The organism is Amycolatopsis camponoti, assembly GCF_902497555.1.
In the GTDB taxonomy this organism is placed as follows: Bacteria; Actinomycetota; Actinomycetes; order Mycobacteriales; family Pseudonocardiaceae; genus Amycolatopsis; species Amycolatopsis camponoti.
Genome location: NZ_CABVGP010000003.1, coordinates 869668 through 893259 on the forward strand (window position 1 = coordinate 869668; position 23592 = coordinate 893259).

The following is a 23592-nucleotide window of genomic DNA, read 5'->3' on the forward strand; positions in this document are numbered from 1 at the left end:
GGTGAAATCCGGTTCTACCATCGTGGGCATGGGCGAGGAAGAGACCACGGCGGCGGAACCGGTGACCGAAACCAAGCCGTTGGGCGAGCGCGATCTTCGGGTGTCCGACGACGAGCGCGAGCACGTCGTCGGGGTCCTGCAGAAGGCGATCGGCCGCGGGATGATCGACCTCGACGAGTTCACCGAGCGCACCGACCGCGCACTGGCGTCGCGGACCCGCGGCGAGCTGAACGCGGTGCTGGCGGACCTCGCCGGGCTCTACCACCCGGCGGCCGCGGCCGCCGCCGCGCCGTCGTACGCGGCGCCGCCGGTCGGCTACGGCGGCAGCTACACGCCCGGACGGCGCTTCGAACTCAACGCGAAGTACTCGTCGCTGGTCCGCAGCGGGCCGTGGGTGGTGCCGCCCGAGATGGTCGTGCGCAACAAGTACGGGTCGACGAAGCTCGACTTCACCGAGGCCCAGGTGCAGTCGCCGGTGGTGCACATCGAGCTGGACGCCAAGTGGGGCTCGGTCGAGGTGATCATCCCGGAGCACGCGGCGGTCGACGTCAACTCGATCACCGACGTCAAGTTCGGCTCGCTGGAGGACAAGACGCGCAGCAACGGGCACATGGGGAACCCGCGCTTCGTGCTGAGCGGCCGGGTCCACGGCGGCTCGCTGGTCATCCGGCACCCGCGGCGCGGGTTGTTCGGCTAGCCGGGGTCCCTCTGCCCCCGGCGACAAAGAAGGCCTCCCCACCCAGGCATCGGGTGGGGAGGCCTTCGTCGTCCGTCAGGCGGCCCGGAGGTTCCTCGCGACGAAGCCGACGAGCACGGCGAACGCGACGGCGGCGAGCCCGGCGACGACGTGCAGCCCGCTGGGCAGGCCGTGCGCACCGGCGACGGCGTTGCCCAGGGTCCCGACGGTCGCGATGCCGAGGGCGTAGCCGAACTCGTTGACGGTCTGGGCGAGCGACGCGGCGGCCCCGGCCTTGCGCTGCGGAACGGAGCCGACGACCAGATCGGTGCCGAGCGCGACCATCGGCCCGACCCCCAGCGACGTCACGGCGAACCCGAGCGCGGGCCACCCCGCCCCGGCCGCGGGGTCGACGACGGCGAGGATCGCCATGCCGGCCGCGGCGAGGGCAACGCCGCCGGCGATCAGGACGTTCGCCTTCACCCGGCGCGCGAGGTGGGGCGCGGCGAGGAAGCTGACGGTGGAGGCGGCCATCCCGGGCAGCAGCCCCAGCGCGGCCCCGACCGGCGAGAGGTGCTGCGCGACCTGCAGGAACTGCGCCGTGAACAGCATCGTGGTGCCGCCGAGCATGCTGAACAGGAGCATCCCGCCGAGCGTGGTGCGGAAGGCCTTCGCGGCGAAGAGGCTGAAGTCGACCAGCGGGTCCTTCAGGGCGCGTTGCCGCTTGTAGAAGACGTACCCGACGGCCAGGCCGGTGATGAGGGAGACGGCTGGAAGCGGGTGGACGCCGTCGCGAGCCAGCTCCTTGACGCCGTAGACGGCGGGCAGGATGGCGGCGAGCGAGAGGCCGACGCTGGGCAGGTCGAGGCGGCCGGCCTGCTCGTCGCGGTATTCGGGCAGCAGCTTCGGGCCGATGACGAGCAAGAGGACCATGGCGGGAACGCCGAGGAGGAAGACCGAGCCCCACCAGAAGTGCTCGAGCAGGAAGCCGCCGACCATCGGGCCGATGATGGCGCCGACGGTGAAGCAGCCGGCCCAGATCCCGATGGCCTGGGCGCGTTGCTGCGGGTTCTTGAAGAGCGTCCCGATGAGGGAGAGGGTCGACGGAGCGAGCGTCGCCCCGGCGATCCCGAGCACGGCCCGCGCGGCGATGAGCATGCCGGCGGTGGTCGAGAAGGCCGCGGCGACGGAGGCGATCCCGAAGGCGGCGGCCCCGATGAGCAGCAGCTTCCGCCGCCCGATCCGGTCGCCGAGGGTCCCCATGGTGACCATGAACCCGGCGACCATGAAGCCGTAGGTGTCCATGATCCACAGCTGCTGGGTGCCATCGGCGTGCAAACCGGCGGCGAGCTTCGGCAGCGCGAGGACGAGGACGAAGACATCGAGCGAGACGAGCAGGGTCGGCAGGGCCAGCACGGCCAGCCCGACCCACTCCCGGCGCCCGGCCCTCGCCGTCTCGACCGGCGCTTCGACCGGCGCTCCAGCGGTGATGGTCATGGCTGCTTCCTCTCGGCTCAGTGGTGCTCTCACCACTTCGTCGAGCGGGGGCGGCCGGAATCGACAGGTCGCTTCGATTTTGTTCGGGAAGCCGTGAAGGCCGCCCTTGTGAGGCGGCCTTCACGGTGTTGCGTCAGGTTGTCCACACCCCTCGTGCGTCGGGGACAACTCCGCGGATTCAGGTTCGCACAGATCACCACTGTCGGTGATGGCCGATAGACTGAAAGTGGGGGGGCGCCCCTGGAGGCGGCGGATCGAGCCGAAATCCGGCGCTCGCGGGGAGACCGTGAGGTGTCGGACGACTTCGGCTTCCACACGCGGCCCGCCCGAGGTGATCAGCCGCCGCCCGGCTGGTGGCCTCCGCCGAACAGCTTCTGCTCCCCGTACGTTCGCCGCCGGAACGGCCGGTGCTTCGAAGCGTCTCGCTGGTGCCCGCCGCGGTCAGGGGCGAGCCGCTGCTCGCGCGTCCGCCGGGTTCGATGTCGCCAGTGCCGCCTCCGCCAGGCGCTCGCAGTCCGCGAGGGTTGCCGTCGCCAGGCTTGCGCCCACCGTGCGGATCGCCGGGGCGTTCATCGACAGGCTCGTCAGGCCCAGGCCCGCCAGGACCAGCGCCAGCCTCGGGTCCGCCGCCGCTTCGCCGCACACGCCGGCCGGCTTGCCCGTGGCCTTCGCCGCGTCGCCGATCAGCTTCAGCAGGCGCAACAGGCCCGGCTGCCACGGGTCGTTGAGCTGCGCCACCGCACCCAGCTGGCGGTCCGCCGCGAACGTGTACTGCGCCAGGTCGTTCGTGCCCACCGATACGAAGTCGACCGCTTCGAGGATCTCGCGGGCGCTCAGCGCCGCCGCCGGGATCTCGATCATCACGCCCGCCCGGGCGATGCCCGCCGCGCGGACGCGCTCGGCGAACCAGGCGGCTTCCTCGACCGTCGCGACCATGGGGGCCATCACCGAGACCTCGGCGCCGGAGTCCTCCGCCGCGCCGGCGATCGCCTCGAGCTGGCGGTCCAGCACCTCGGGACGGTCGAACGCCACGCGCAGCCCGCGGACGCCGAGCGCCGGGTTCGGCTCGGCTTCCGGGGAGAGGAACGCCAGCGGTTTGTCGGCGCCCGCGTCCAGGGTCCGCACGATCACCGGCTTGCCGCGGAACGGCGAAAGCACCGCCGTGTACGCCGCGCGCTGCTCGGCCACCGACGGTTCGTCCGAGGCGTCCAGGTAGCAGAACTCGGTGCGGAACAGGCCGACGCCTTCCGCGCCCGCGTCGGCCGCGGCCTGCGCGTCGGTCGGGGAGCCGACGTTGCCGTAGACCTTCACGCGGTGGCCGTCGGACGTCGCGCCCGTGCCGTTCCACTCGGCCAGCTGCGCCTTCGTCGCCGTCACGACCGGCGCGGACGGGTCCGCGACCTCGACGGTGCCCGCGTCGCCGTCGACCGCAAGCGCTTGCGCGTCCAAGCTCAGCAGGCCGCGCACAGCGACGACGGCCGGGATGCCCAACGCCCGCGCGAGGATCGCGGTGTGACTGGTCGGGCCGCCTTCTTCGGTGACGAGGGCGAGCACCTTCGCCGGGTCCAGGCCCGCCGTGTCGGCCGGGGCGAGGTCGCGCGCGACCAGCACGCTCGGCGACGCCAGCTCCGGCACCCCCGGCGGCGCGATGCCGAGCAGCTCGGCGACCAGGCGGTCGCGCACGTCGCGCACGTCGCGGACGCGCTCGGCCATGTACCCGCCCGCGGCGGCCAGCGCTTCGGCGAAGCCTTCGGCAGCTTGGTGGACGGCTCGCGCGGCGGGCAGACCCTGCGTCTTGACCAGCTGTTCGGCCTGGGCCGCGAGCGCCGGATCGGCCGCCATGGCGGCGGTGGTGATGAGGATCGTCGCGGCCTCGCCGGTGGCGGTCTCGGCCTGCTTCTCGAGCCGGCCGGCGACGATCGCGGCCGCCGGCGTGATCCGGGCGGCTTCGGCGGCGGGGTCGGCCGGGGCGGGGGTGGCGGCGGGCTCGCCGAGCGGCTCGGCGACCCGGACGACGGGACCACTCGCGCGGCCCGGGCTGACGGCAACCCCGGACAGAGACTCCGCCGACGGGCGCTTTTCCGCGGAGGCGGCACCAAGCTCAGACATGGTCTAGACCATAGCTCAAGTAGGTCTGGATATCTCGTGGTGGCGGGCACAAGCCTCGCTCACGGACCTGTTCGAGCACCGGCCGGACCTCCTCGTGCCACCAGGCTTCGGCCAGCTCGCCGCGGCTGCGCACCGGCCGTCCGGCCAGCATACGGCGGAAACCCCAGGCCTCGGCCGAGTCGGCGAGCCGGAACCAGTCGGCCGGGTCGTCGAGCCACAGCCCGAGGCGGACGTCGTCCGGCAGCGGGACGCGCTCGAGGAACATCCGCTCGGCGGTCTTCGACGGCAGGTCGGCGAGCGTCAGGCAGCGCAGCGCGCAGGCGACCGTGCTGATCCAGCGGACCCGCGCGCGGATGGTCGTGGCGCCGCGGGCGCGGGCGATGGCGACGCGGTGGTGACCGTCGTCGACGAAGAACATTTCGGACAGCCGCACGAGCCGTACCGGCGGGAGGTCGGCGGAAGTGCGCGTCAGGCGGTCCCAGCGGTCGCGCAGCGCCCGGTTGCGCGGCCGGAACTCTCGGTCGAAGTCGCCGGCGCGGGCGACCGTACCGACGATGCCCGCCAGCGGGACGTCGTAGACGCCCTCGTCGACCTCGGTCTGCTTGCCGAGCGCCTTCAGCGTTTCCCCGAGCGGCATGATCGCGAGGTGGTCGGGGCGGCGCGCTTCCGCGATCGCCTTCAGCTGAGCGGCGTAGCCGCGCCACCAGGCCGAGCCGAACGAATCGCCCATGTGCGCTACAACACGGTCGCCGGGATGATCATTCCCCCAGGTCAGCGTCAGTCGGGTAGGACGGCTGCGCGCCGTGCCGTGTCACGCTGAAGGCCGCGACGCGCACCGCGCGCTTCGCCGCGGCGACGAGGTCGGAGCCATCGGCGAGCGACGCCGCGAGCGCGCCCGCGAAGGCGTCCCCGGCACCGGTGGTGTCGACGGCCTCGACTTCCGGCGACCCGACCTCGGTCGTGCTGTCGTTTTCCACGACGACCGCACCGGCGGCGCCGAGCGTGACGACGGCCGCCCGCGGCCCGAGCTCCAAGAGCTTCCGGAAGTCGGCGCCGGGCCCGGTCAGCCAGGCGGCTTCGTGTTCGTTGACGAGCAGGACGTCGAGCTTGGCCAGCGTCTCCGGCGACAGCTTCGCCGCGGGCGAAAGGTTCAGCAGCACCTTGACGCCCTTTTCGGCGGCCCGCGCGACGGCGTGCTCGACGGTCGGCAGCGGCACTTCCAGCGAGGCGACCATGATCTCGACCCCGTCGAAGACGGCGTCGACGTCGCCGGGTTCGAGGCTCGAGTTGGCGCCGGGCGACACGAGGATGGCGTTCTCGCCGTCCGGGGTGACCGTGATGTAGGCGATGCCGGTCGGCCGATCGCTGGTCCGGACCAATCCCGTGTCGACGCCGGCGGCGCGCAACGAGTCGAGCAGCAACCGGCCGTAGGGATCGTCACCGACGGCTCCGAGCAGCGCGACATCCGCCCCGAGCCGGCCCGCCGCGACGGCGGTGTTGGCGCCCTTGCCCCCCGGCGAAAGCACGGTGTCGCCGCCCAGTACCGTCTCGCCACCGGCCGGCCGCCGGTCCACCGCGACGACGAGGTCGGCATTGGCGGATCCCACCACGAGGACGTCGGAGTTCATCCCCGCACTGTGCCACGAAAGCCGTCCGACCAGGTCGGGAAGGGCGAGGAAGAGGAAAGTGAAGGTTTTTGTAACTTATCCGGCGTCGGGTGCGACAATCATGCGAGCAGCGGATGACCGTCACTCGATCGGGGGATGTCATTCCCCCGGCCGTCACTACGCGGACCGGTCCCGCTCTCCAGGTGCGTCACCACGCGAGACGCGGTGACGTTGTCCCGACCGGCGAGAGCCGGACAGGGCATCAGGTCGCCGGCGCCGATCACGTAGCCCCCCGAGTGATCGGCGTCGGCGGCGCCCCGCCCCCGACGGTCAGCACGACTTCGCGGGGCAGCAGGATGGGCACGCACCTGGTGAACTTCCGCATCGCCGCGGGGCTCAACGGCCGCGGCAGGCGGTACCAGCCATCGCTCAGGGCGAGGTTCTCGACGTCGCCGTGGCGCAGCGGGAAGTCGAGGTCGACCGGCCGGAATTCCAGGTGACCGTCGGTCAGCAGGCGCAGTTCGGCGACTTCGCGCCAGCCGAGTTCGTATTTCCGGTGGTACGTCTTCCACCGGAAACCCACGTTCGAAAACCGCAGGTCGGCTCGGAGCTCTCGCTTGCGGCTGTTGAACTCGAAGGCGTGGACGACGCCGCCGAGCACGATGACCGCGCCCAGCAGAATCCGGCAGACGGTGTGCAGGAAGCCGGACGGCCCGAACTCGCCTGCCACGTACGCCCCGATACCGAGCATGGCCATGGCGAAGTCGAAGAACCACACTTTCCGGCGGTCCCAGGCGTTGACGTGGATGCTCACGTGGTCCAGCTCGGGCACGGTTGCCGGCCCGGGAACGAACCCGGCGGCCGGCGCCGGCCGGGGCGCGGGTTCGGGCACCGCCGGGGTGACCGGCCGTTCGGCGATTCCGATGTACTTCCCGGCGATCTCGCGGACCCGACCGGCTTCGGTGACCGACAGCGTGATCCCCGTTACCAGGAAAGCACCTCCCGCCACCGGGGTGAGTCCTCGATGGCGCTCCACGAACCGGTCGTCGACCGGCTCGAGAACGACCCGGAAGGAGTCGTCCCGGCCCGGCTCGGCCGGAAGGGCGACGGCCGCCAGTTCGTCCCAGCGCGCCGCCCAGACGACTCCGCGGACGATGCGCGAGATCCCCGAGGCGTCGAAAACCAGTTCGTTGACGACGGGTTCGGGCAGCGAGCGAAAGACCAGGATCAGCCCGAGCAGCGCGAAACCTCCGCCGAAAACGCTGCCGGCGAGTCGCGGGCCCTCCTGGGTCGACGACCAGCCCAGCCAGACGATGCCGGCGCCGATGGCGAGGAGGATCCCCGCCTGGATCCAGTGGCGTCCGTCCGTCCGCGACACGACGACGCGGTCGCTCTCCGGCGCGGTCATTCGATCGAACCCGAAATCCGCTGCGAACCCGGCTGTTCGAACACCGGCGGCTGGACGGTCGTCTGTTTCTCCGCCGGCTCGTCGTCGCCGTTCACCCAGTCGTCGACCCCTTCGGCCTTCTTCTTCCGGGACTCCTTGCCCCACTCCTTCTTGGCGTCGTCCCAGAGGTCCTTGCGGAAGTTCTCCCCGAACTTCTCGCCGAACTCCTTCCGGGTGTCGTTCCGGATCTCCTTGCCGAGCTCCTTGAGGTTCTCGCCGAGCGACCGGTCCGACGAGACGGTGTCCTTCACCTTCTTCCGAACCGGACGTTCCTCGCGAACCTTCTCGAGGAACGTCCGGGTGTCGCGCGGCTCGTTCTTGATCAGGCCGCCGACCTTCTTCAGCGGGCCGGGCAGGTTTTCCGCGCCGCGCTTCAGCGCACCCTTGACCCGCCGGAAGATGTCGCCGATGCGGTGGAACAGCTCCTGCGCCTTCTTGAAGGCCTTCAGCAGCTTCTTGATCCACTCCATGCACTTGCTGCCGGTCTTGACGGCTTCGGCGGTGCCCTCGGTGGCCATGCCCGCCGGCAGCGCCGGGCCCGGGTACCGGCAAGCGATGCTGATGAGCTTGCCGACGCACTCGGAGATCAGGTCACGCACGATCGAGCGCACCACGCTCAAGATCGTTTTGCAGATGTCGACCAGCTTCGAAATCGCGTTGGCCCCGGTCGCCACGCCGGCGTACGTCGCCGCGCGGTCTTCGGCGAAGGCGCGGTAGGCGTCCGCCGAGGCGCCTTCCCAAGCCGCACTGTCCTTCTTGACGGTGTCCTGGAGGTCGGTGCTGATCTTCTCCAGCTCCTTGCCGACGTTCTCCCAGGTCCCGACCATGTTCTCCAGGGCGACCTGGTCACCGGTCAGCCAGTCGAGCGGTTCTCGCAGCCACGGGAAGAACTCCATCGCCCACCCCACCGCGGCCGAGGCGAAGGTGCCGATCGGGTCCGCGACGAATTCCGCGATGCCGCCGGCGCCGAACGCGGCGTTCACCAAGCCCTCGGTCCAGTTGCCGTCCGCGACGGCGGTGCCCGCGTCCCAGAAGTCCTGGAAGAGGCCGGCGCCTTCGAGCGCGCTGCGGTCGTCCGCCGCGTCCGTCTTGATCAACGGGTTGTCGGCCACGCCTCAGTCCTCCACCTTGAACAGGTCCTTGAACTCCGACTCGTCGGCTTCTTTCATCTGCTGCCAGAGCTGGATGCGGGTCGAGTGGTCGTACGACGACGTCGACGCCGATTCGATCGCGATCTCCGCCACCTGCTGGGCGATGGCGCAGATCGCCGCGAGCGGAATGCCGAGCAGGCCGAACGCTTCGGGGTGCTCGGTCGCGTGGGCGGCTTCCTTGCACTTGTCGATCCGGTCGGTGATCGCCTCGATGTTCTCGCGGTGCTTCTGCAGCTCCTGCGGGTCGACCGCGAAGCCCGGGCCGCCTGGTCCGCTCATGGTTCCCCTCCCTCGCCCGCGCTTCAGCGCAGGTAGTCGCCGTCGCTGAAGTAGTCGTCATCGCGACCGTCGTCGGACGACGGGCGCGGCGCGCGCGGCGGCTCCGGTGGCTTCGGCGGTTTCGGCGCCGGGGGCAGCTGCCGCTCCTCTTCCGGCACGAACCGGTCGCCCTCATCGCGTGGCGAAGGCGGCGCGGTGAAGCCTTCCGGTTCGGGTGGCGGGAACGCCTGCTCGAGCCGGCTGACCAGCTGGTGCATCACTTCGGGACCGACCGGGTCGGTGACGCCGGCCTGCATCGCCGCGGCGAGCTTGCTTTGGGCGGTCTTGACGGTGCCGAGGATCTCTTCGGCGAGGTCGGGTTTGTCACGCACACCCAGGCCGATCTCCAGGCCGATGAGATTGCCGGCGTGGTCGACCTTCACCCCGATCTGGCCGTCCTTGCTGCGCGCGGAAACCGAGACCGCCTCGATCTCGCCGACCATCCGCTCGGCCTTGCGCTGGGATTCGGCCATCCTGGCCTCGAAGTCCGCGATCATCTGCTCAGGGTTCGTCACGCGAACCTCCCCGTTCACGTCAGTAGCCGTACGGCGACCGAGTGTGGCACAAGGCACCGACAGTCGTGGGCGGTTCAGCGCATTGTGACGAAGGCCCCTGCCGATTTCTCACCCGACCGCGCGTGACCTGGGTCGATTCTTGGCACGGCGAGTAACCGGTGCGGTATCGTCCGTCACGCACGAGGGGTGATCGAACGCGTGGGGAGCGTGGTTCGGTGGGGTTGTTCGGCGACATGCTCGACGCTGCCAAGCACGTCGGGTCCGAAATCGCGCACGCCGTCCAGTCGGGCGGCGAGGGGCTCGGCAAGGTCCTGAGCGGCGCGGGTGTCGGCCTGCTCGCGGGCGGGCCGATCGGCGCCGTCGCGGGGGCGTACGTCGGGTCGCAGACCGGCACCGGAGCCGAGAACCCGCAGGCCGCCGGGTTGTCGCCGGGGCAGCTGGTCCAGGCCGTGCTGCGCGGGCCGGGCACCGAGTCATTGCAGAAGGTGCACCAGGCGGGCGTCGACCAGTCGACCTACCAGCGTCAGCTCGAACAGGGCACGCGTGAACTGACCTCCGGCCTCGAGTCCGCGTGGACCGGCGGGGCCTCGGACGCGGCCCGGGAACGTCTCCAGCCGCTGACCGCGTCGGCCGTGTCGGCGTCCACGACCCTGGACCGCAACTCGACGCTGTCCCAGGCGCAGATCGACCAGTTCCACCAGATGAAGAACTCGCTGCACCCGGACGTCACCGACCAGCCGCCGACGCGCAGCGCCTGGGACGTCGCGACGCCGTGGGACACCGACACCGAAGACAAGATCAACCAGTACAACCGGAAGGCCGCGGAGAACGTCGAGCGGTACACGGCGTACTCGCAGCAGTCCAGCTCGAACACCGCGGCGCGGACGATCGACTACGGCCAGCTCCGCGAGTACACCGGCGGCGACTTCACGGTGCAGGATCCGAAGAAGCCCGTCGAGCCGCCACCTCGGAAGCGGACGACCGGAGGCGACGACGACCGGTCGATCGGTGCGCAGGTGCAGCCGCCGCCGGCGGTCCACCCGCCGGTCGTCCAGCCGCCGCCGGGGCAGGTCACGCCGCCGGGCGTACCCACGCCGGGAGTGGATGACAGCGTTCGCGCGCAGGGTTACGTGCCGCCGTCGACGTCGTTCCCGCCGGGCTTGCAGCCACCGGGGACGGGATCGGGCGGCGGGTTCGGCCCTGGCTCGGGTCCCGGCGGCGGGTTCGGGCCGGGTTCAGGCGGCGGCTTCGGACCGGGTGGCTTCGGTCCCGGCGGTGGCTTCGGCCCGGGTGGTGGCGGATTCGGACCGGGCTCTTCGTCCGGTGCGGGCGGCGGGACAGGTGCCCGCGGCCCCGGCGCGTCGACCGGAGCCGGCTTGACGGGCGAAGGACGTCCGGGCGCGGCCGGCGGGATCCGCGGCGGCGCGGCGGGCAAGCCGGGCTCACCGGGAATGGGTGGCATGGGCCAGGGCGCCAAGGGTGGCAAGGGCGAGGAGGACGCGGAGCACCAGCGCGCGTCGTACCTGGTGGAAGCCGATCCGGAGAGCATCTTCGGGGGCTCGGACGAGCGGACCGTGCCCCCGGTGATCGGGCTGTGATCTTTCTGCCCAAGGCTGCCCTGCTCACGGCGTGGGAGTGGGAGCGGCACGGCCCACCGCCCGCGGTCCTCGGCGCGGACAACCTCTGGCTCGGCGACGAGACCCGCAAGCGGCTCGACGAGAAGGTATTGGACGTCCTCGCGTCGCTCCGGCTCGCGTCGGGCGGCACGTTGACGCGCGAATTCCGTGACGTCCTGCGCGTCCTGGCGAAGGGCGCCCATCAGTTCACGGCGTGGCTGGGTGACATCGCGGCCGACGAGTCGGGCACGGTCCTGGTCGCGTCCGACGGCCCGGACGCGCTCCGTTTGGTTCGGAAGGGCGACACCGTCCGGATCGACGTCGTGGAGCCGTCGCGGATCGCGGAGTCGCTGGTGGACGTGCTGCCACCGGTCCCGCCGGCGCGGATTTCCCCGGTGTCGATCCCGGAGACGCGGTTTTCGGGCGAGGAGTCGTACGACCTCGACGACCCGACGGCAGATCGCGGCGGCGACCCGCTGGTTTGGGCGCGCCGTCTGATGGCGGCCGAGCGGACGGGCGTGCATCAGTGCTACGCGGTCAACCGCGGCTCGCGCAGCGCGCCGATCACGGCGGTGGACGTCGGCGGGGTCGGACGGGTGCTGACGTACGTGTACCCGGGGCGTGAGCGGATGGTCAGCTTTCAGCCGGGGACCCGGGGTGCGCTGACGGATGTGCTGTACGCGACGCTGAACGGGTTAGGGGGAGGACGATGACGGGCTCGATCTTCAGCGGGATCGGCTTTTGGGCGACGGATATGCCGAGTGGCGCGTCGCGGCCGGCCGGTGGGCAGGGGTTCGCGATGAGCAGCTCGGAGATGCGGGCGATGCTCAAAAAAGCCGAGGTCCAAAAGGACACCATCGTCGAACAGATGCGAGCCGCCGAAGGGTTGAGCCAAGCGAAACCGCCGGCGGACGAGCCGGTCAGCCGGCAGGCGGTGCTCGGCCCGAACGGGGTCAACGAAGCCGGGCGCTACTACCAGGGCCATCTGCAATACCAGCTCGACTACTACAAAGAACTGATCCGGCGATTGAGTCAAGCTCTCGGCATCACCGAAGCGGCTGACCGGCAAGCTGCGGATTCGACGAAAACGATCAAGGGGTCGCTCGAATGATTCGACGAGTTCTCGTCGGTGCCACCGCGGTGGTCGTCGGCACGGCGTTGCTCACTTCATGCACGAGTGAACGGCGCACACCCGGCACCGCGTCGGCGGCGCCGACCAGTAGCGCGGAACTGCCGAACAGCGGTGCTCCCAAGGTGACGGACCCATTGCCCGCCAAAGTGCTGGAAGGCAGTCCCTGCGATTCGGCTTTCACCGCCGACCAGCTGACCGGCTATCTCGGACAACCAGGTTCGCCGAAACCGAAGGACTCGGAGCTGGGTCCCATGTGCGACTGGGGCAGTACCTCGGGAAGCAGTGCCGGCATCCTGGTCATCTACGAGACCAAGAACGACGAAGGCATCAGCCTCGCCTACAAAAACGAGAAGCCCAAGGCCAAACGCTGGGTCGACGACCTCGCCCCGGTCCAGGGTTACCCCGCGGTCGGCTACGTGGATGTGGGGTCGACCGACAATCGAACGTGTGTGATCGTCGTCGGCATCTCCGATGAGCTGGCGTACTCCGTCTCGCTGAGCATCGGTGACTCGGCGGTCCAGGCGGGCAAGGACGCGTGCGAACTCGGGCGCGGGGTCGCCGACACCGTGCTGACCAACCTCAAGGCGCGGTCCTGAGCTGCACCTTTTCGTTACGACGGAGATCGCGTTAATGCAAGACTTGTCGTAGTAAGCACCTAGACTGTTCGGATGAGCCACCCCACCCGGAGGGGTCGCGCGCGTGCGGCTACCGAACAGGACATTCGGCGGACCGCTCGGAAGCTGCTCGTCGAGCAGGGACCCGAGGCGGTCACCCTGCGCGCCATCGCGCGGGAGCTGGGGATCACCGCGCCCGCGCTCTACCGGTACTACGAGTCGCGGGACGACCTCGTCGGGACCCTGCGGCTGGACGTCTGCGCCGATCTGGCGGACGAGCTCGCGGAGGACATCGCCGAGCTGCCGGACGACGGGATCATGCAGCTGTTCGCCATCTGCAAGGGCTTCCGGCGGTGGGCGCTCACCCACACGAAGGAATTCACGCTCGTCTTCGCGTCGCCGACGGGCGGCGTGGGGTCGACGACCGGGAGTGCGCTGAGCCGGGTCGACGAGCCGTTCGGACGGATCTTCCTGGCCGCCGCCGGGCGGGTGCTCGCGCGGACCGACATCGTGCTGCCGTCCGCCAGCGGGGTGCCCGACGAGCTGCGCGACGACCTCCAGAAGTTCCAGGAATCGCTGGTCACCGTGCTCGCCGAATCCGACCGGCAGGTGCCGGTGGAGAAGATCGACCTCGGCGTGACGTACCTGATGATCCAGTTCTGGGCCCGGCTCTACGGGCACGTCACGCTCGAGGTCTTCGGCAACTACCCGATCCCGATGTCCAAACCGGACGTCCTGTTCGAGGCGATGCTCATCGACCTCGCCCGGGAGATCGGGCTCTACTCCGGCTAAGCCGCGTGACCGCCGTCGACCGAGAGGGTCGACGCCGTCACGTAGGCGCTGGCCGGCGAAGCCAGGTAAGACACCGCGGCCGCCACCTCCGACGGCGAGCCGTAGCGGTCGAACGTCGTCAACGCGCGCTGGTCTGCCGCGTAGGGACCGTCGGCCGGGTTCATGTCCGTGTCCGTCGGGCCCGGGTGGACCAGGTTGACCGTGATGCCGCGCGGGCCGAGTTCCCGCGCCAGCGCTTTGGTCAGGCCGACCATCGCCGCCTTGCTCGTTGCGTACAGGGCCATGCCCGGGCCGGGCACGCGATCGGTGACGCAACTGCCGATCGTGATCACGCGGCCGCCTTCGCCCAGGACTCCCGCGGCCGCCTGGGTTGCGGCGAACACGCCGCGGACGTTCACCGCCAGCACGCGGTCGACGTCTTCCAAAGAGGTTTCGGTGAAAGCGCCGACGAAGCCGACGCCCGCGTTGTTCACCAGCACGTCGAGCCGGCCGAATTCCGCCACCACAGCCGAAACGGCGGCCGAAACCGCGGAAGCGTCCGCCGAGTCCGCCTGGATCGCCAGCGCGCGGCGGCCGAGGTTCTTGATCTGCTCGACCACCTCGGCCGCCCGCGCGGCGTTGTTCACGTACGTCAGCGCGACGTGGGCGCCGTCCTCGGCGAGCCGCAATGCCGTGGCCGCGCCGATGCCACGGCTGCCGCCCGTCACCAGTGCCACCTTGCCGTCGAGGGTCATCCCCGGTTCTCCTTCGATCGAGCCGTTTTCGTTGACTGCTCAATCAAATCGAGAACTCGGGGAAACCACCGGCGGCTTTCCGACAGCGCGCTACCACCGGCTTTCGGGGGTCCGGGTGGCGAAGCCCCCGGCCCGGGGCGAAGCCCCGGATGTCACAGGACGATGTTGACCAGCTTGCCCGGCACCACGATCACCTTGCGCGGGGTGCCGCCGCCGACCAGTGCCGCGACCTTTTCGTCCGCCAGCGCCGCCGCCTGGACCGCGTCCGGAGCGGCGTCGGCCGGCACCGTCACGCGGGAGCGGACCTTGCCGTTGACCTGGATCGGGTACTCGACCGAGTCCTCCACCAGGTACTTCTCGTCCACCACCGGGAACGGGCCCTGCACCAGCGAGTCCGCGTGGCCCAGCCGGTGCCACAGCTCCTCCGCCAGGTGCGGGGCCAGCGGGGCCAGCATCAGCACCAGCGGCTCGGCCAGCTCGCGCGGCGTCGACACGGCACCGCCGTAGACCTTGGTGACGTGGTTGTTCAGCTCGATCAGCTTCGCGCCGGCCGTGTTGAACCGCATCTCCGCGTAGTCCTCGCGGACGCCCGCGATGGTCTTGTGCAGCACCTTGCGGTCCGCCTCCGAAGCGTCCTCAGTGGACACTCGCAGCTCGCCGGTGTTCTCGTCGACGACCAGGCGCCACAGCCGCTGCAGGAACCGGTGCGCGCCCACGACGTCCTTGGTCGCCCACGGGCGCGACATGGCCAGCGGGCCCATCGCCATCTCGTAGAACCGGAACGTGTCGGCGCCGTAGTTCTCGGCCATCTCGTCCGGCGTGACGACGTTCTTCAGGCTCTTGCCCATCTTGCCGTACTCCTGGGTGACCTCTTCGCCGTTGAAGAAGTACTTCCCGTCGCGCTCCTCGACCTGCTCGGCCGGGACGTAGACACCGCGCGAGTCCGTGTACGCGTACGCCTCGATGTAGCCCTGGTTGAACAGCTTCCGGTACGGCTCCTTGGACGTCACGTGGCCCAGGTCGAACAGCACCTTGTGCCAGAACCGCGAGTACAGCAGGTGCAGCACCGCGTGCTCGACGCCGCCGACGTACAGGTCGACGCCGCCGGTGTCGTCCGCGCCGTGCTCGCCCGGCCGCGGGCCCATCCAGTACGCCTCGTTTTCCGGCGCGCAGAACGTCTCGCTGTTCGTCGGGTCCACGTAGCGCAGCTGGTACCAGCAGGAACCCGCCCAGTTCGGCATCGTGTTGATGTCGCGGCGGTACTTCTTCGGGCCGTCGCCCAGGTCCAGCTCGACCTCTACCCAGTCGGTCGCGCGGGCCAGCGGGGACGACGGCATCGAGTCGCGGTCCTCCGGGTCGAACGTCACCGGCGAGTAGTCGGCGACCTCGGGCAGCTCGATCGGCAGCATCGACTCGGGGACGGCGTGCACTTCGCCGGCCTCGTCGTAGACCACCGGGAACGGCTCGCCCCAGTAGCGCTGGCGCGAGAACAGCCAGTCGCGCAGCTTGAACTGCACGGTGCCGATGCCGGCGCCCTTTTCGGTCAGCCAGTCGATGATCGTCTTCTTGGCCTCGGCGACGTCCATGCCGTCCAGGAAGCCCGAGTTGATCGCGGGCCCGTCACCGGTGAACGCCTTGCCGTCGAAGCCTTCCGACGGCTGCACGGTCCGGACGATGTCCAGCCCGAACTTCTCGGCGAACTCCCAGTCGCGGACGTCCTGGCCGGGCACGGCCATGATCGCACCGGTGCCGTAACCCATCAGCACGTAGTCGGCGACGAAGATCGGGATCTGCTTGTCGTTCACCGGGTTCGTCGCGTACGCGCCGGTGAAGACGCCCGTCTTCTCCTTGTTCTCCTGCCGGTCCAGCTCGGACTTCCGCGACGCGGCGACGCGGTACTCCTTGATGGCCTCGGCGGGCGTCGCGGCACCACCGGTCCAGCGAGGATCGACGTCCTCAGGCCAGGCCGAAGTGACCAGCTTGTCGACCAGCGGGTGCTCCGGTGCCAGCACCATGTAGGTGGCGCCGAACAGCGTGTCCGGCCGGGTCGTGAAGACCTCGATCGCGTCTTCGCCGGACTTGAACGTGACGCGGGCGCCGTGCGAGCGGCCGATCCAGTTCCGCTGCATGGACTTGACCTTCTCGGGCCAGTCCAGCAGGTCCAGGTCGTCGACCAGGCGATCGGCGTACGCGGTGATCCGCATCATCCACTGCCGCAGGTTGCGGCGGAAGACGGGGAAGTTGCCGCGTTCGCTGCGGCCGTCGGCGGTGACCTCTTCGTTCGACAGCACGGTGCCCAGGCCCGGGCACCAGTTGACCGGCGCTTCGGAGATGTACACCAGCCGGTGGTCGTCGATCACCTGCTTCCGTTCGACGGCGGACAGCGCCGCCCAGTCACGGCCGTCCGGCGTCGGACGCGAGCCGTCCGCGAACGCGGCTTCCAGCTCGGCGATCGGCCGGGCCTTGCCGGCTTCGGTGTCGTACCAGGAGTTGAAGATCCGCAGGAAGATCCACTGCGTCCAGCGGTAGTACTCGGGGTCGATCGTGGAGATGCGACGGCGTTCGTCGTGGCCCAGGCCCAGGCGCCGGATCTGGCGCAGGTAGGTCCGGATGTTCTCCTCGGTGGTCTTGCGCGGGTGCTGCCCGGTCTGGACCGCGTACTGCTCGGCCGGCAGGCCGAACGCGTCGAAGCCCATCGTGTGCAGCACGTTGCGCCCGATCATCCGGTGGTACCGGGCGAAGACGTCGGTGCTGATGAAGCCCAGCGGGTGCCCGACGTGCAGGCCGGAGCCCGACGGGTACGGGAACATGTCCTGGACGAACAGCTTGTCGCTGGGCACCTGCTGCCCCTCGACGGCGAGCGGCCCGACGGGGTTGGGCGCGTGGAAGGTGCCCTGGTCGGCCCAGTGGTCCTGCCAGCGCTGCTCGATCTGACCCGCCAGCGCGGCCGTGTAGCGGTGCGCGGGGACGTCGGTCCCGGTCGCCTCAGTCATCGCCGTCTTCCTTCGCGTTTCGACCTACTCCAGAAACAACTCGACCCCTCAGCCACCAGGGCATGAGGGGTCGCCGCGCCGGCCGGGCCGGACCCGGTCAGCGCGGCAGGCTAAGGAGCAGCCGAGCCGTGTTCATACGTTCATCGTAACTTGCTGGTCAAAGCCGTTCCGAGGGGACCGCCAGTGCGGCGAACTGGGTGACCTGCGTGGCGGAGAAGTTGTTGTCGCTGACGATGATCAAGCTGCGGTCGCCGTTCGGCAGCTTCGGGCCCCAGGTCATGCCCTCCAGGTTGTCCACAGTGGACAGGCCGAGGTCGGCGGCGTCGAAGAGGAACCGTTTCTTGACCGGCTTGACGTGCTTCGCGTCAGCCAGGGACTTGACGTTCAGGACGTTCGTCGCGCCCTTCGTGTCGATCTCGTAGACGCGCACCTTGTTGCCGACGCCCGTGACGAACGAGCGCTCCATCATCAGGAACTTCGTCGGGTCGGCCTGGTCGACGGCCAGCATCGAGGAGACGCCGGTGGTCGCGAACGCGCCGTCGGGGACCGGTGACGCGAAAATCGGCTCCTGCGGGTACGCGTACTGCGCCAGGACCGGGCCGAACCGCGACTGCAGGGTGATCCGCGAGAGCGCGCCCGCGGTCGTCGTCGGCGCGGGACCGTCTTGCAGGAGCGGGCCTTCGACCTCGCTGGCCAGCAGCGAGCCGAAGCCGGTGAACGTGATGCCCTCGAGCACGAGGTTCTGCCGCGGACCCGCCGTCGGCGTCATCTTCTCGTTCGCGGGGATCGGCAGGTCGCGGACGTATTTTCCGTCGCGGCGCGCCTCGCGGATCGACGGGTCGATCAACGTCGTCGCCGTCCGCTCGCCCTCCTGCGACCAGTAGTAGTCGCCGGTCCACGGGTCGACGCGCAGCTCTTCGGGGTCGATGGTCTGCTCGTTCTGCGGCTTCGACGGGTCGTTCTGCGTGAGCGGCGGGTACGGCGTGCCGTCCGGGCGCAGCAGAGGCTTCGTGCCGGTGAAGGTGACCGGGCCGACGCCGTCGGCCGACACCGGGAAGTTCGCGGTGTAGAAGCGGGCGGGGTTGATCGCGGACCGGTCGTCGCAGATCAGGGCGTATCCGCCGGTCCGGGGGTCGTAGTCGATGCTGGAGAGGCCGCCGACCACCGTGCCCTGGAACAGCAGGGAGTTGGGGACGATCTGTTCGCCGAGCAGGCGGATCGGCCGCTGGTGACTCTCGGTGGCGCTCGCCGGTGCCGCAGCGACGAGTCCCCCGATCAGGGCAGCGGTCAGCACTGTGGGCAGTACGCGTGGTGACATGGCCTGTAGCACAGTCGGTCAGGGTATCCGCCAGGTTGCCAGGACGTCACGCTTATCCTTGACCTCGTGTTCGCTATCGCGCTGGTTCCGGTCGTGCTGGGTCTGCTTGTCGGCTTTGGTGGGTTCCTCGGTTTCCGCGAGCGCTTGACGCGCGAAGGCGGGACCGGCGTGCGCACGCAGGCCGCGTTGCGCAGCGAAGAAGCGTTCAGGCTGGCCAACCGCATCGCGGGGCTGCCGACCATGGCCGGTGGCGCGATCTCCGTGCTCACCGGGCTGGCCGGGCTCGCGATGCCGACGACCGCCGGGCTGGTCTCCGCCGCGCTCGCCGGCGTGCTCGCCATGCTCGTGCTGGTCATGGGCGGCGGCGTGCTCGGCAACCGGGCCGCGCTGACCGTGCCGCCGCCGGCTCCGGCCGCGCCCGCGGGCTGCACCGGCTGCGCGTGCGGCTCCGGTGGCTGCGGGGTCTTCAAGAAGGCCGAGGCCTAATTCCGCTGGAGGTCGCCCGGATGGGTGGCCAGCAGGGCCAGCGGGATGCCCTGGCGGCGCAGCACCTGGCTCCACAGGTCGCCGCTCGGTGAGGCCAGGATGTCGCTCGGGAGCGCGGGCACGATGACCCAGTCGTCGCGCTCGATCTCGCCGGCGAGCTGACCGGAGTCCCAGCCCGCGTACCCGGCGAAGACGCGCACCCCGCGCACCTTCGGCACGAGCACTTCGGGGTCGGTGTCCAGGTCGACCAGCGCGACCGGCCCGCGAACCGCGATGACGCCCGGCACGCTCGCCGCCGTCTCACCGGTGCGCAGTGCGGCCAGGCACAACGCGGTCTTCTTCTCGACCGGCCCGCCGACGAACACCGCCTGCGGCTCGGCGACGTGCCCGCCCCAGTTGGGCAGCACGTCGTGCACGGCGACGTCGCTCGGCCGGTTCAAGACCACGCCGAGCGTGCCTTCGTCACGGTGATCGATGACGAACACCACGGTCCGCTTGAAGTTGGGGTCGACCATCGTGGGGGCGGCGACCAGGAGCGTTCCCGGCTCAACCTCGGCGTCCGCTGGCACGCGACCCATGATCTCACCTCTGGCCCGGCGAATTACTTCGGCTCGGGAACAATCGCCTCAGCAGCCTCGTTTGAAACAGTGGTCGGCGCACTCCGTGTCCCCCGGGCTCACTGAAGAACCGCCTTTGTGGAATACCGTCCGGCAGGAGCCACACTGCGCATAGCCGCCGAGAGGCGAGGCTGAGTGCGTCGGCCACCCTTGCTTGATGGCTTCGCCATCTTCGCCCCTGGCGCCCTCAGCTTGTTTTCCAGGGGGCAAGCCCCCCGGACCCCCGTGTGCGCCGGCCGCCAGTCTCTTGACCCGTGCCCCACTATCGGGCCTTAGTCTGGTTCCGTGACGATCAGCACCGGTGCGGCCACCGCACGAAGAGGCCCCCGTGAGCTGCTCAAGGATCCTGACTTCCGGCGTCTGCTCTTCACGCGCTTCGCCGCCAGCTGGGGTGACGGCGTCTTTCGCGCCGGTCTTGCCGGGGCCGTGCTGTTCAACCCCGAGCGTGGCGCCGATCCGCTGGCCATCGCCGGTGGGTTCGCCGTGCTGCTGCTGCCTTACTCGGTCGTCGGGCCGTTCGCCGGTGCCCTGCTGGACCGCTGGGACCGGCGCAAGGTCCTCATCTTCGCGAACCTCCTTCGTGGGTTGGCGATCGCCTGCGCGGCCATCGCCGTCGGGTTCGGGTTCGGCGGGATCGGCCTGTTTTCGCTGGCCCTGGCCGCGGAAGGCATCTCGCGCTTCATCGGCTCCGGGCTTTCGGCGTCGCTGCCGCACGTCGTGGAGGAAGAGAGCGTCGTGACGGCGAACGCCTTCGCCACGACGCTCGGCTCCGTCGTCGCCGTCATCGGCGGCGGGTGTGCGATCGGGTTGCGGGCGCTGTTCGGCAGCAACGACCTCGGCTCGGCCGAGACGACGGCGTTCGCGGTGCTCGGCACGCTGGTCTCGGCGTTCATCGCGCGCGGCTTCACGCGCGGCGTGCTCGGGCCGACGGTGGTCGACGAGCCGCCGAACCCCGTGCTGGCCGTCGCGCGTGGGCTGGCCGACGGCGCGAAGCACGCATGGCGCGCCCCGAGTGTCACCGCCGGCTTCATCGCGCTGTTCGCGCACCGCGCGTCGTTCGGGGTGTCGCTGCTGGTCACCGTGCTGATGATGCGGAACTACTTCACCGACCACGGGATCTTCCGCGCCGGCCTGCCCGGGCTCGGGCAGATGGCCGCGCTCGCCGGAGCCGGCATCCTGATCGCCGGGCTGCTGACGGCGCGGCTGCTCCGGAAGTTCGGCCGCCTGCGCGCGGTGCTCGGTTCGCTGCTGCTCGCCGCGATCGCGCAGTCCGCGCTGGGCCTGCCGATGGTGCTGCCGCTGGCGCTGCTCGCGTCGTTCGTCATCACCGGGGCCGGGCAGGTGCTGAAGCTCTGCGTCGATTCGTCGATCCAGCTCGACGTCGCCGACGAAGCCCGCGGCCGGGTGTTCGCCCTGTACGACACACTCTTCAACATCACGCAGGTGGCGGCGGTTTCGCTGGGCGCGCTCGTCGTGCCGGACGACGGCCGCTCGCCGGGCCTGCTCATCGCGGCGACCGTCTGCTACCTCGTCGGCGGCGCGGGGTACGCCGTGGCGCGGCGCCGGACGGTCCGGTGAGCGAAAACCACGAACCGGTCACGGTCACTGCTCCATTGGCATTAGGGTGACGGCAAGTCATTAGTAGGTTCGAGGGACACCGGGGGGACCTGTGACCACCGCGGGCGACGACCGTGCACGGCTCGAAGCACGCAATGCCGCGATGAAGGACCAGATGGACACCCTCCTGGAGAACTTCGAGCGGCAGACCGCGCAGCTGCGCGACGCCCAGACCGCGGCGGCCGAGACCACCGCGCAGGTCAGTTCCCCCGACGGCCTGGTCCGCGCGACGATCGACGCCGGCGGCAGCCTCGCGAAGCTCGAGTTCGCACCGAACGCGTTCGAACGCACAACGCCCGCGCAGCTCGCGAACACCGTCCAGACGGTGGTGCGGCAAGGATCGCTGCAGGTCAAGCAGAAGATCGCCGACCTCATGGCGCCGATCACCGAGGGACTACCCGACCTCGCCGACCTCGTCGAGGGCGCGCCGTCGCTGGCGGGGCTGGTGCCGCGGATCCCCGAGTTCGTCGAGGAAGAGGCTCCGGCGCCGCGGCCCGCGTCCTTCGAAGAAGGTGGCTCGATCCTGCGCAACGAGGCCGTGCCGCCGCCGATGCTCGCTCCCAAGCCGGCGCCGAAGCGCGTCCGCCCGCCGCGTGACGAGGACGAGGAGCCGCCGTCGTCCTGGATGACGAGGGGCGATTGATGCCCGGAGGGGGCTCCGGGTTCACCGCGGAACCCGACGCCGTCCTGGGCGCGTCGAGCGGCCTGACCACGGCGGCGGACGGGCTCGACAGCGCGCTGAAGGCGTTGCGGGGCGCGCTCGACGCGCAGGGCGCGTGCTGGGGCGACGACGACTCCGGCAAGGAGTTCGCCAAGGACTACGTGCCCGGTTCGCAGGGTGCCGTCGAAGGCTTCGCCAACCTCGTGCAGGGGTTGCGCGGGATGCAGCAGAACGTCGCCAAGTCGATGAAGGCGCTGTCGGGCGCCGACGAAGACGTGACTTCGCAGCTCGGCAAGGGGCAATGACCCGTGGGTATGGAGATGCCCGACGCGGTCAAGTGGCTGCTGCCGATCGTCGTCGGGGAGAGCTGGCCCGAGGGCGACGAGACCAAGCTGCGCGCCCTGCGCGACGCGTGGCACACGGCGTCTTCGGCGATCGGCCCGGCATCGGAAGCGGGTAACCAGGCGGCGTCCGGCATCCGCGACAACTGGACCGGCGACGGCGCCGACGCGTTCGTGGAGCAGTGGAAGAAGTTCGTCGAGGGCGACGAGGCGTACTTCAAGCAGCTGGCCGACGCGACGAAGGCCCTCGGGGACTCGTGCGACCAGACGGCGCTGGACGTCGAGTACACGAAGTACATGATCATCATCTCGCTGATCGTGCTGGCGGCCCAGATCGCGGCGATGATCGCGGCGGCGGCGGTGACGTTCGGCGGCTCGACGGCGGGCATCGCGCCGGCCCAGGTCGCGACCCGGATGACGGTGCAGATGCTGTTCCGGCAGCTGCTCGAGAAGCTGGCGCAGCAGGGGTTCAAGCAGGTCGCGAAGGAGCTGCTGGAGAAGCTGCTCAAGCAGGGTCTCAAGAAGATCGGCATGGAGGTCCTCAAGAACGAGGCCATCAACCTGGGGATGGACGCCGGCATCCAGGGCCTGCAGATGGCGAAGGGCGACCGCAAGGACTGGGACTGGTCGAAGACTTCGGACGCGGCGATCTCCGGCGCTGTCGGTGGCGTGGTCGGGGCGGCTTCGGGGTCGATTGGGCGGGGGGCCACCGAGGGGCTTTCGCACTCGGCCGGGGGTCAGGTTGCCGACGCGGCGGTGCGGGCCGGGGCGCGGGGGGCGGTCGAGGGGGTTGCGCAGACCGTCGGGCAGGCGGCGGTTACCGGGGATCTGGGGTCTTTGACGCCTGAGCAGTTGCTGACCGGGGCTTCCAGTGGGGCTGTGGGCGGGGCGGTCGGGGGCGCCAAGGAGCAGATGCACTCGGTTCACGAGGCGAACATTCCTCGGGAGCCGGGTGGGGGGTCTGGGGAGTCGCGGTCCGGGGGTGGTTCGGATCGGGAGCCGGGGGCGTCTTCGGAGTCTGAGTCGCGGGGGGATTCTTCGCGAGAGGCTGGCGGTGAGCCGGAGTCGCGGGGTGAGGAGGCTCGGCGTTCGTCGGAGCCCGAGTCACGTGGGGAAGAACCGCCGTCCGGGCCCGAATCGCGAGGGGAGAACTCTTCGCGGGAGCCTGAGTCGCGTGGGGAAGAACCTTCGCGAGGGCCGTCGTCCGAACCGGAGTCGCGTGGGGCCGAGCCGCGGCGCGAGACGTCGTCCGAGCCGGAGGCCCGTCGCGAACCCGAGCAACGTGCGGAGACTGCGCCTGCTCGAGAGCCGGAACTCCAGTCCGCCGAGCCGCAGCACGTGGCCGAAGCTG

Annotated in this window: 22 protein-coding genes and 1 pseudogene; 11 read left to right on the forward strand and 12 right to left on the reverse strand. The window is 70.2% G+C overall.

What is annotated here, in order from left to right:
• Window positions 1–28 precede the first annotated feature (28 nt).
• The gene (locus tag AA23TX_RS40570; protein WP_196425809.1) at window positions 29–697 is read left to right on the forward strand and encodes a DUF1707 SHOCT-like domain-containing protein; all 669 of its coding nucleotides are present in this window, start codon (window positions 29–31) and stop codon (window positions 695–697) included.
• 75 nt (window positions 698–772) lie between these two features.
• Here AA23TX_RS40570 and AA23TX_RS40575 read toward each other — a convergent pair whose 3' ends face one another.
• From AA23TX_RS40575 to AA23TX_RS40610, 8 genes are all read right to left on the reverse strand, one after another.
• Window positions 773–2173, reverse strand: a complete 1401-nt coding sequence (locus AA23TX_RS40575; protein WP_155548256.1) for an MFS transporter — start codon at window positions 2171–2173, stop codon at window positions 773–775.
• A gap of 441 nt (window positions 2174–2614) precedes the next feature.
• Window positions 2615–4282, reverse strand: a complete 1668-nt coding sequence (ptsP, locus tag AA23TX_RS40580) for a phosphoenolpyruvate--protein phosphotransferase (RefSeq protein WP_155548257.1) — start codon at window positions 4280–4282, stop codon at window positions 2615–2617.
• Window positions 4275–5012, reverse strand: coding sequence for a hypothetical protein (locus AA23TX_RS40585; RefSeq protein WP_155548258.1), 738 nt, complete (start codon window positions 5010–5012; stop codon window positions 4275–4277). Before AA23TX_RS40585 ends, ptsP begins: the two co-directional genes overlap by 8 nt.
• Window positions 5013–5040: 28 nt before the next feature.
• Window positions 5041–5910: a ribokinase gene (locus AA23TX_RS40590; protein WP_155548259.1), complete on the reverse strand. Its 870-nt coding sequence runs from the start codon at window positions 5908–5910 to the stop codon at window positions 5041–5043.
• A gap of 259 nt (window positions 5911–6169) precedes the next feature.
• Window positions 6170–7297 carry a hypothetical protein gene (locus AA23TX_RS40595; RefSeq protein WP_155548260.1) on the reverse strand — a complete coding sequence of 376 codons (1128 nt, stop codon included), beginning with the start codon at window positions 7295–7297 and terminating at the stop codon, window positions 6170–6172.
• Window positions 7294–8448, reverse strand: a complete 1155-nt coding sequence (locus tag AA23TX_RS40600; protein ID WP_155548261.1) for a WXG100 family type VII secretion target — start codon at window positions 8446–8448, stop codon at window positions 7294–7296. The genes AA23TX_RS40595 and AA23TX_RS40600 overlap by 4 nt, the downstream gene beginning before the upstream one ends.
• A gap of 3 nt (window positions 8449–8451) precedes the next feature.
• Entirely contained in the window at window positions 8452–8766 is a 315-nt protein-coding gene (locus AA23TX_RS40605; protein WP_155548262.1) for a hypothetical protein, read from the reverse strand.
• Between the two features lie 23 nt (window positions 8767–8789).
• Window positions 8790–9320: a YbaB/EbfC family nucleoid-associated protein gene (locus AA23TX_RS40610; protein ID WP_155548263.1), complete on the reverse strand. Its 531-nt coding sequence runs from the start codon at window positions 9318–9320 to the stop codon at window positions 8790–8792.
• Window positions 9321–9535: 215 nt separating this feature from the next.
• Here AA23TX_RS40610 and AA23TX_RS40615 point away from each other — a divergent pair, with 215 nt between their 5' ends.
• From AA23TX_RS40615 to AA23TX_RS40635, 5 genes are all read left to right on the forward strand, one after another.
• Window positions 9536–10918, forward strand: a complete 1383-nt coding sequence (locus AA23TX_RS40615) for a hypothetical protein (RefSeq protein WP_155548264.1) — start codon at window positions 9536–9538, stop codon at window positions 10916–10918.
• Window positions 10915–11649 (forward strand): ESX secretion-associated protein EspG, encoded by a 735-nt coding sequence (locus AA23TX_RS40620; protein ID WP_155548265.1) that lies wholly within the window; start codon window positions 10915–10917, stop codon window positions 11647–11649. Before AA23TX_RS40615 ends, AA23TX_RS40620 begins: the two co-directional genes overlap by 4 nt.
• Entirely contained in the window at window positions 11646–12047 is a 402-nt protein-coding gene (locus AA23TX_RS40625) for a hypothetical protein (RefSeq protein WP_155548266.1), read from the forward strand. The genes AA23TX_RS40620 and AA23TX_RS40625 overlap by 4 nt, the downstream gene beginning before the upstream one ends.
• A gap of 29 nt (window positions 12048–12076) precedes the next feature.
• On the forward strand, window positions 12077–12664 hold the full coding sequence (locus AA23TX_RS40630) for a DUF3558 domain-containing protein (RefSeq protein ID WP_230863034.1): 588 nt from the start codon (window positions 12077–12079) through the stop codon (window positions 12662–12664).
• A gap of 72 nt (window positions 12665–12736) precedes the next feature.
• Entirely contained in the window at window positions 12737–13474 is a 738-nt protein-coding gene (locus AA23TX_RS40635) for a TetR/AcrR family transcriptional regulator (RefSeq protein WP_155548268.1), read from the forward strand.
• Here AA23TX_RS40635 and AA23TX_RS40640 read toward each other — a convergent pair.
• The 3 genes from AA23TX_RS40640 to AA23TX_RS40650 form a co-directional block, all read right to left on the reverse strand.
• Entirely contained in the window at window positions 13471–14208 is a 738-nt protein-coding gene (locus AA23TX_RS40640; RefSeq protein ID WP_155548269.1) for a 3-oxoacyl-ACP reductase family protein, read from the reverse strand. The two genes, AA23TX_RS40635 and AA23TX_RS40640, sit on opposite strands and share 4 nt — an antisense overlap.
• Before the next feature lie 152 nt (window positions 14209–14360).
• The gene (gene leuS, locus AA23TX_RS40645) at window positions 14361–17201 is read right to left on the reverse strand and encodes a leucine--tRNA ligase (protein WP_155548270.1); all 2841 of its coding nucleotides are present in this window, start codon (window positions 17199–17201) and stop codon (window positions 14361–14363) included.
• Window positions 17202–17358: 157 nt separating this feature from the next.
• On the reverse strand, window positions 17359–18519 hold the full coding sequence (locus tag AA23TX_RS40650; protein WP_155548271.1) for an esterase-like activity of phytase family protein: 1161 nt from the start codon (window positions 18517–18519) through the stop codon (window positions 17359–17361).
• Between the two features lie 66 nt (window positions 18520–18585).
• Between AA23TX_RS40650 and AA23TX_RS40655 the strand changes: the two genes are divergently transcribed.
• Window positions 18586–19005 (forward strand): SdpI family protein, encoded by a 420-nt coding sequence (locus AA23TX_RS40655; RefSeq protein ID WP_155548272.1) that lies wholly within the window; start codon window positions 18586–18588, stop codon window positions 19003–19005.
• Here AA23TX_RS40655 and AA23TX_RS40660 read toward each other — a convergent pair.
• Window positions 19002–19583 (reverse strand): YqgE/AlgH family protein, encoded by a 582-nt coding sequence (locus AA23TX_RS40660; protein ID WP_167379639.1) that lies wholly within the window; start codon window positions 19581–19583, stop codon window positions 19002–19004. The two genes, AA23TX_RS40655 and AA23TX_RS40660, sit on opposite strands and share 4 nt — an antisense overlap.
• 324 nt (window positions 19584–19907) lie before the next feature.
• On the opposite strand from AA23TX_RS40660, the gene AA23TX_RS40665 reads away from it, so the two are divergent.
• From AA23TX_RS40665 to AA23TX_RS51295, 4 genes and pseudogenes are all read left to right on the forward strand, one after another.
• Window positions 19908–21200 (forward strand): MFS transporter, encoded by a 1293-nt coding sequence (locus AA23TX_RS40665; RefSeq protein WP_196425810.1) that lies wholly within the window; start codon window positions 19908–19910, stop codon window positions 21198–21200.
• Between the two features lie 142 nt (window positions 21201–21342).
• On the forward strand, window positions 21343–21882 hold the full coding sequence (locus AA23TX_RS40670; protein ID WP_155548273.1) for a YbaB/EbfC family nucleoid-associated protein: 540 nt from the start codon (window positions 21343–21345) through the stop codon (window positions 21880–21882).
• Entirely contained in the window at window positions 21882–22205 is a 324-nt protein-coding gene (locus AA23TX_RS40675) for a WXG100 family type VII secretion target (RefSeq protein WP_155548274.1), read from the forward strand. The genes AA23TX_RS40670 and AA23TX_RS40675 overlap by 1 nt, the downstream gene beginning before the upstream one ends.
• Window positions 22206–22220: 15 nt before the next feature.
• A pseudogene (locus AA23TX_RS51295) lies at window positions 22221–22646 on the forward strand (WXG100 family type VII secretion target); the annotation flags it as partial.
• Between the last annotated feature and the right edge of the window lie 946 nt (window positions 22647–23592).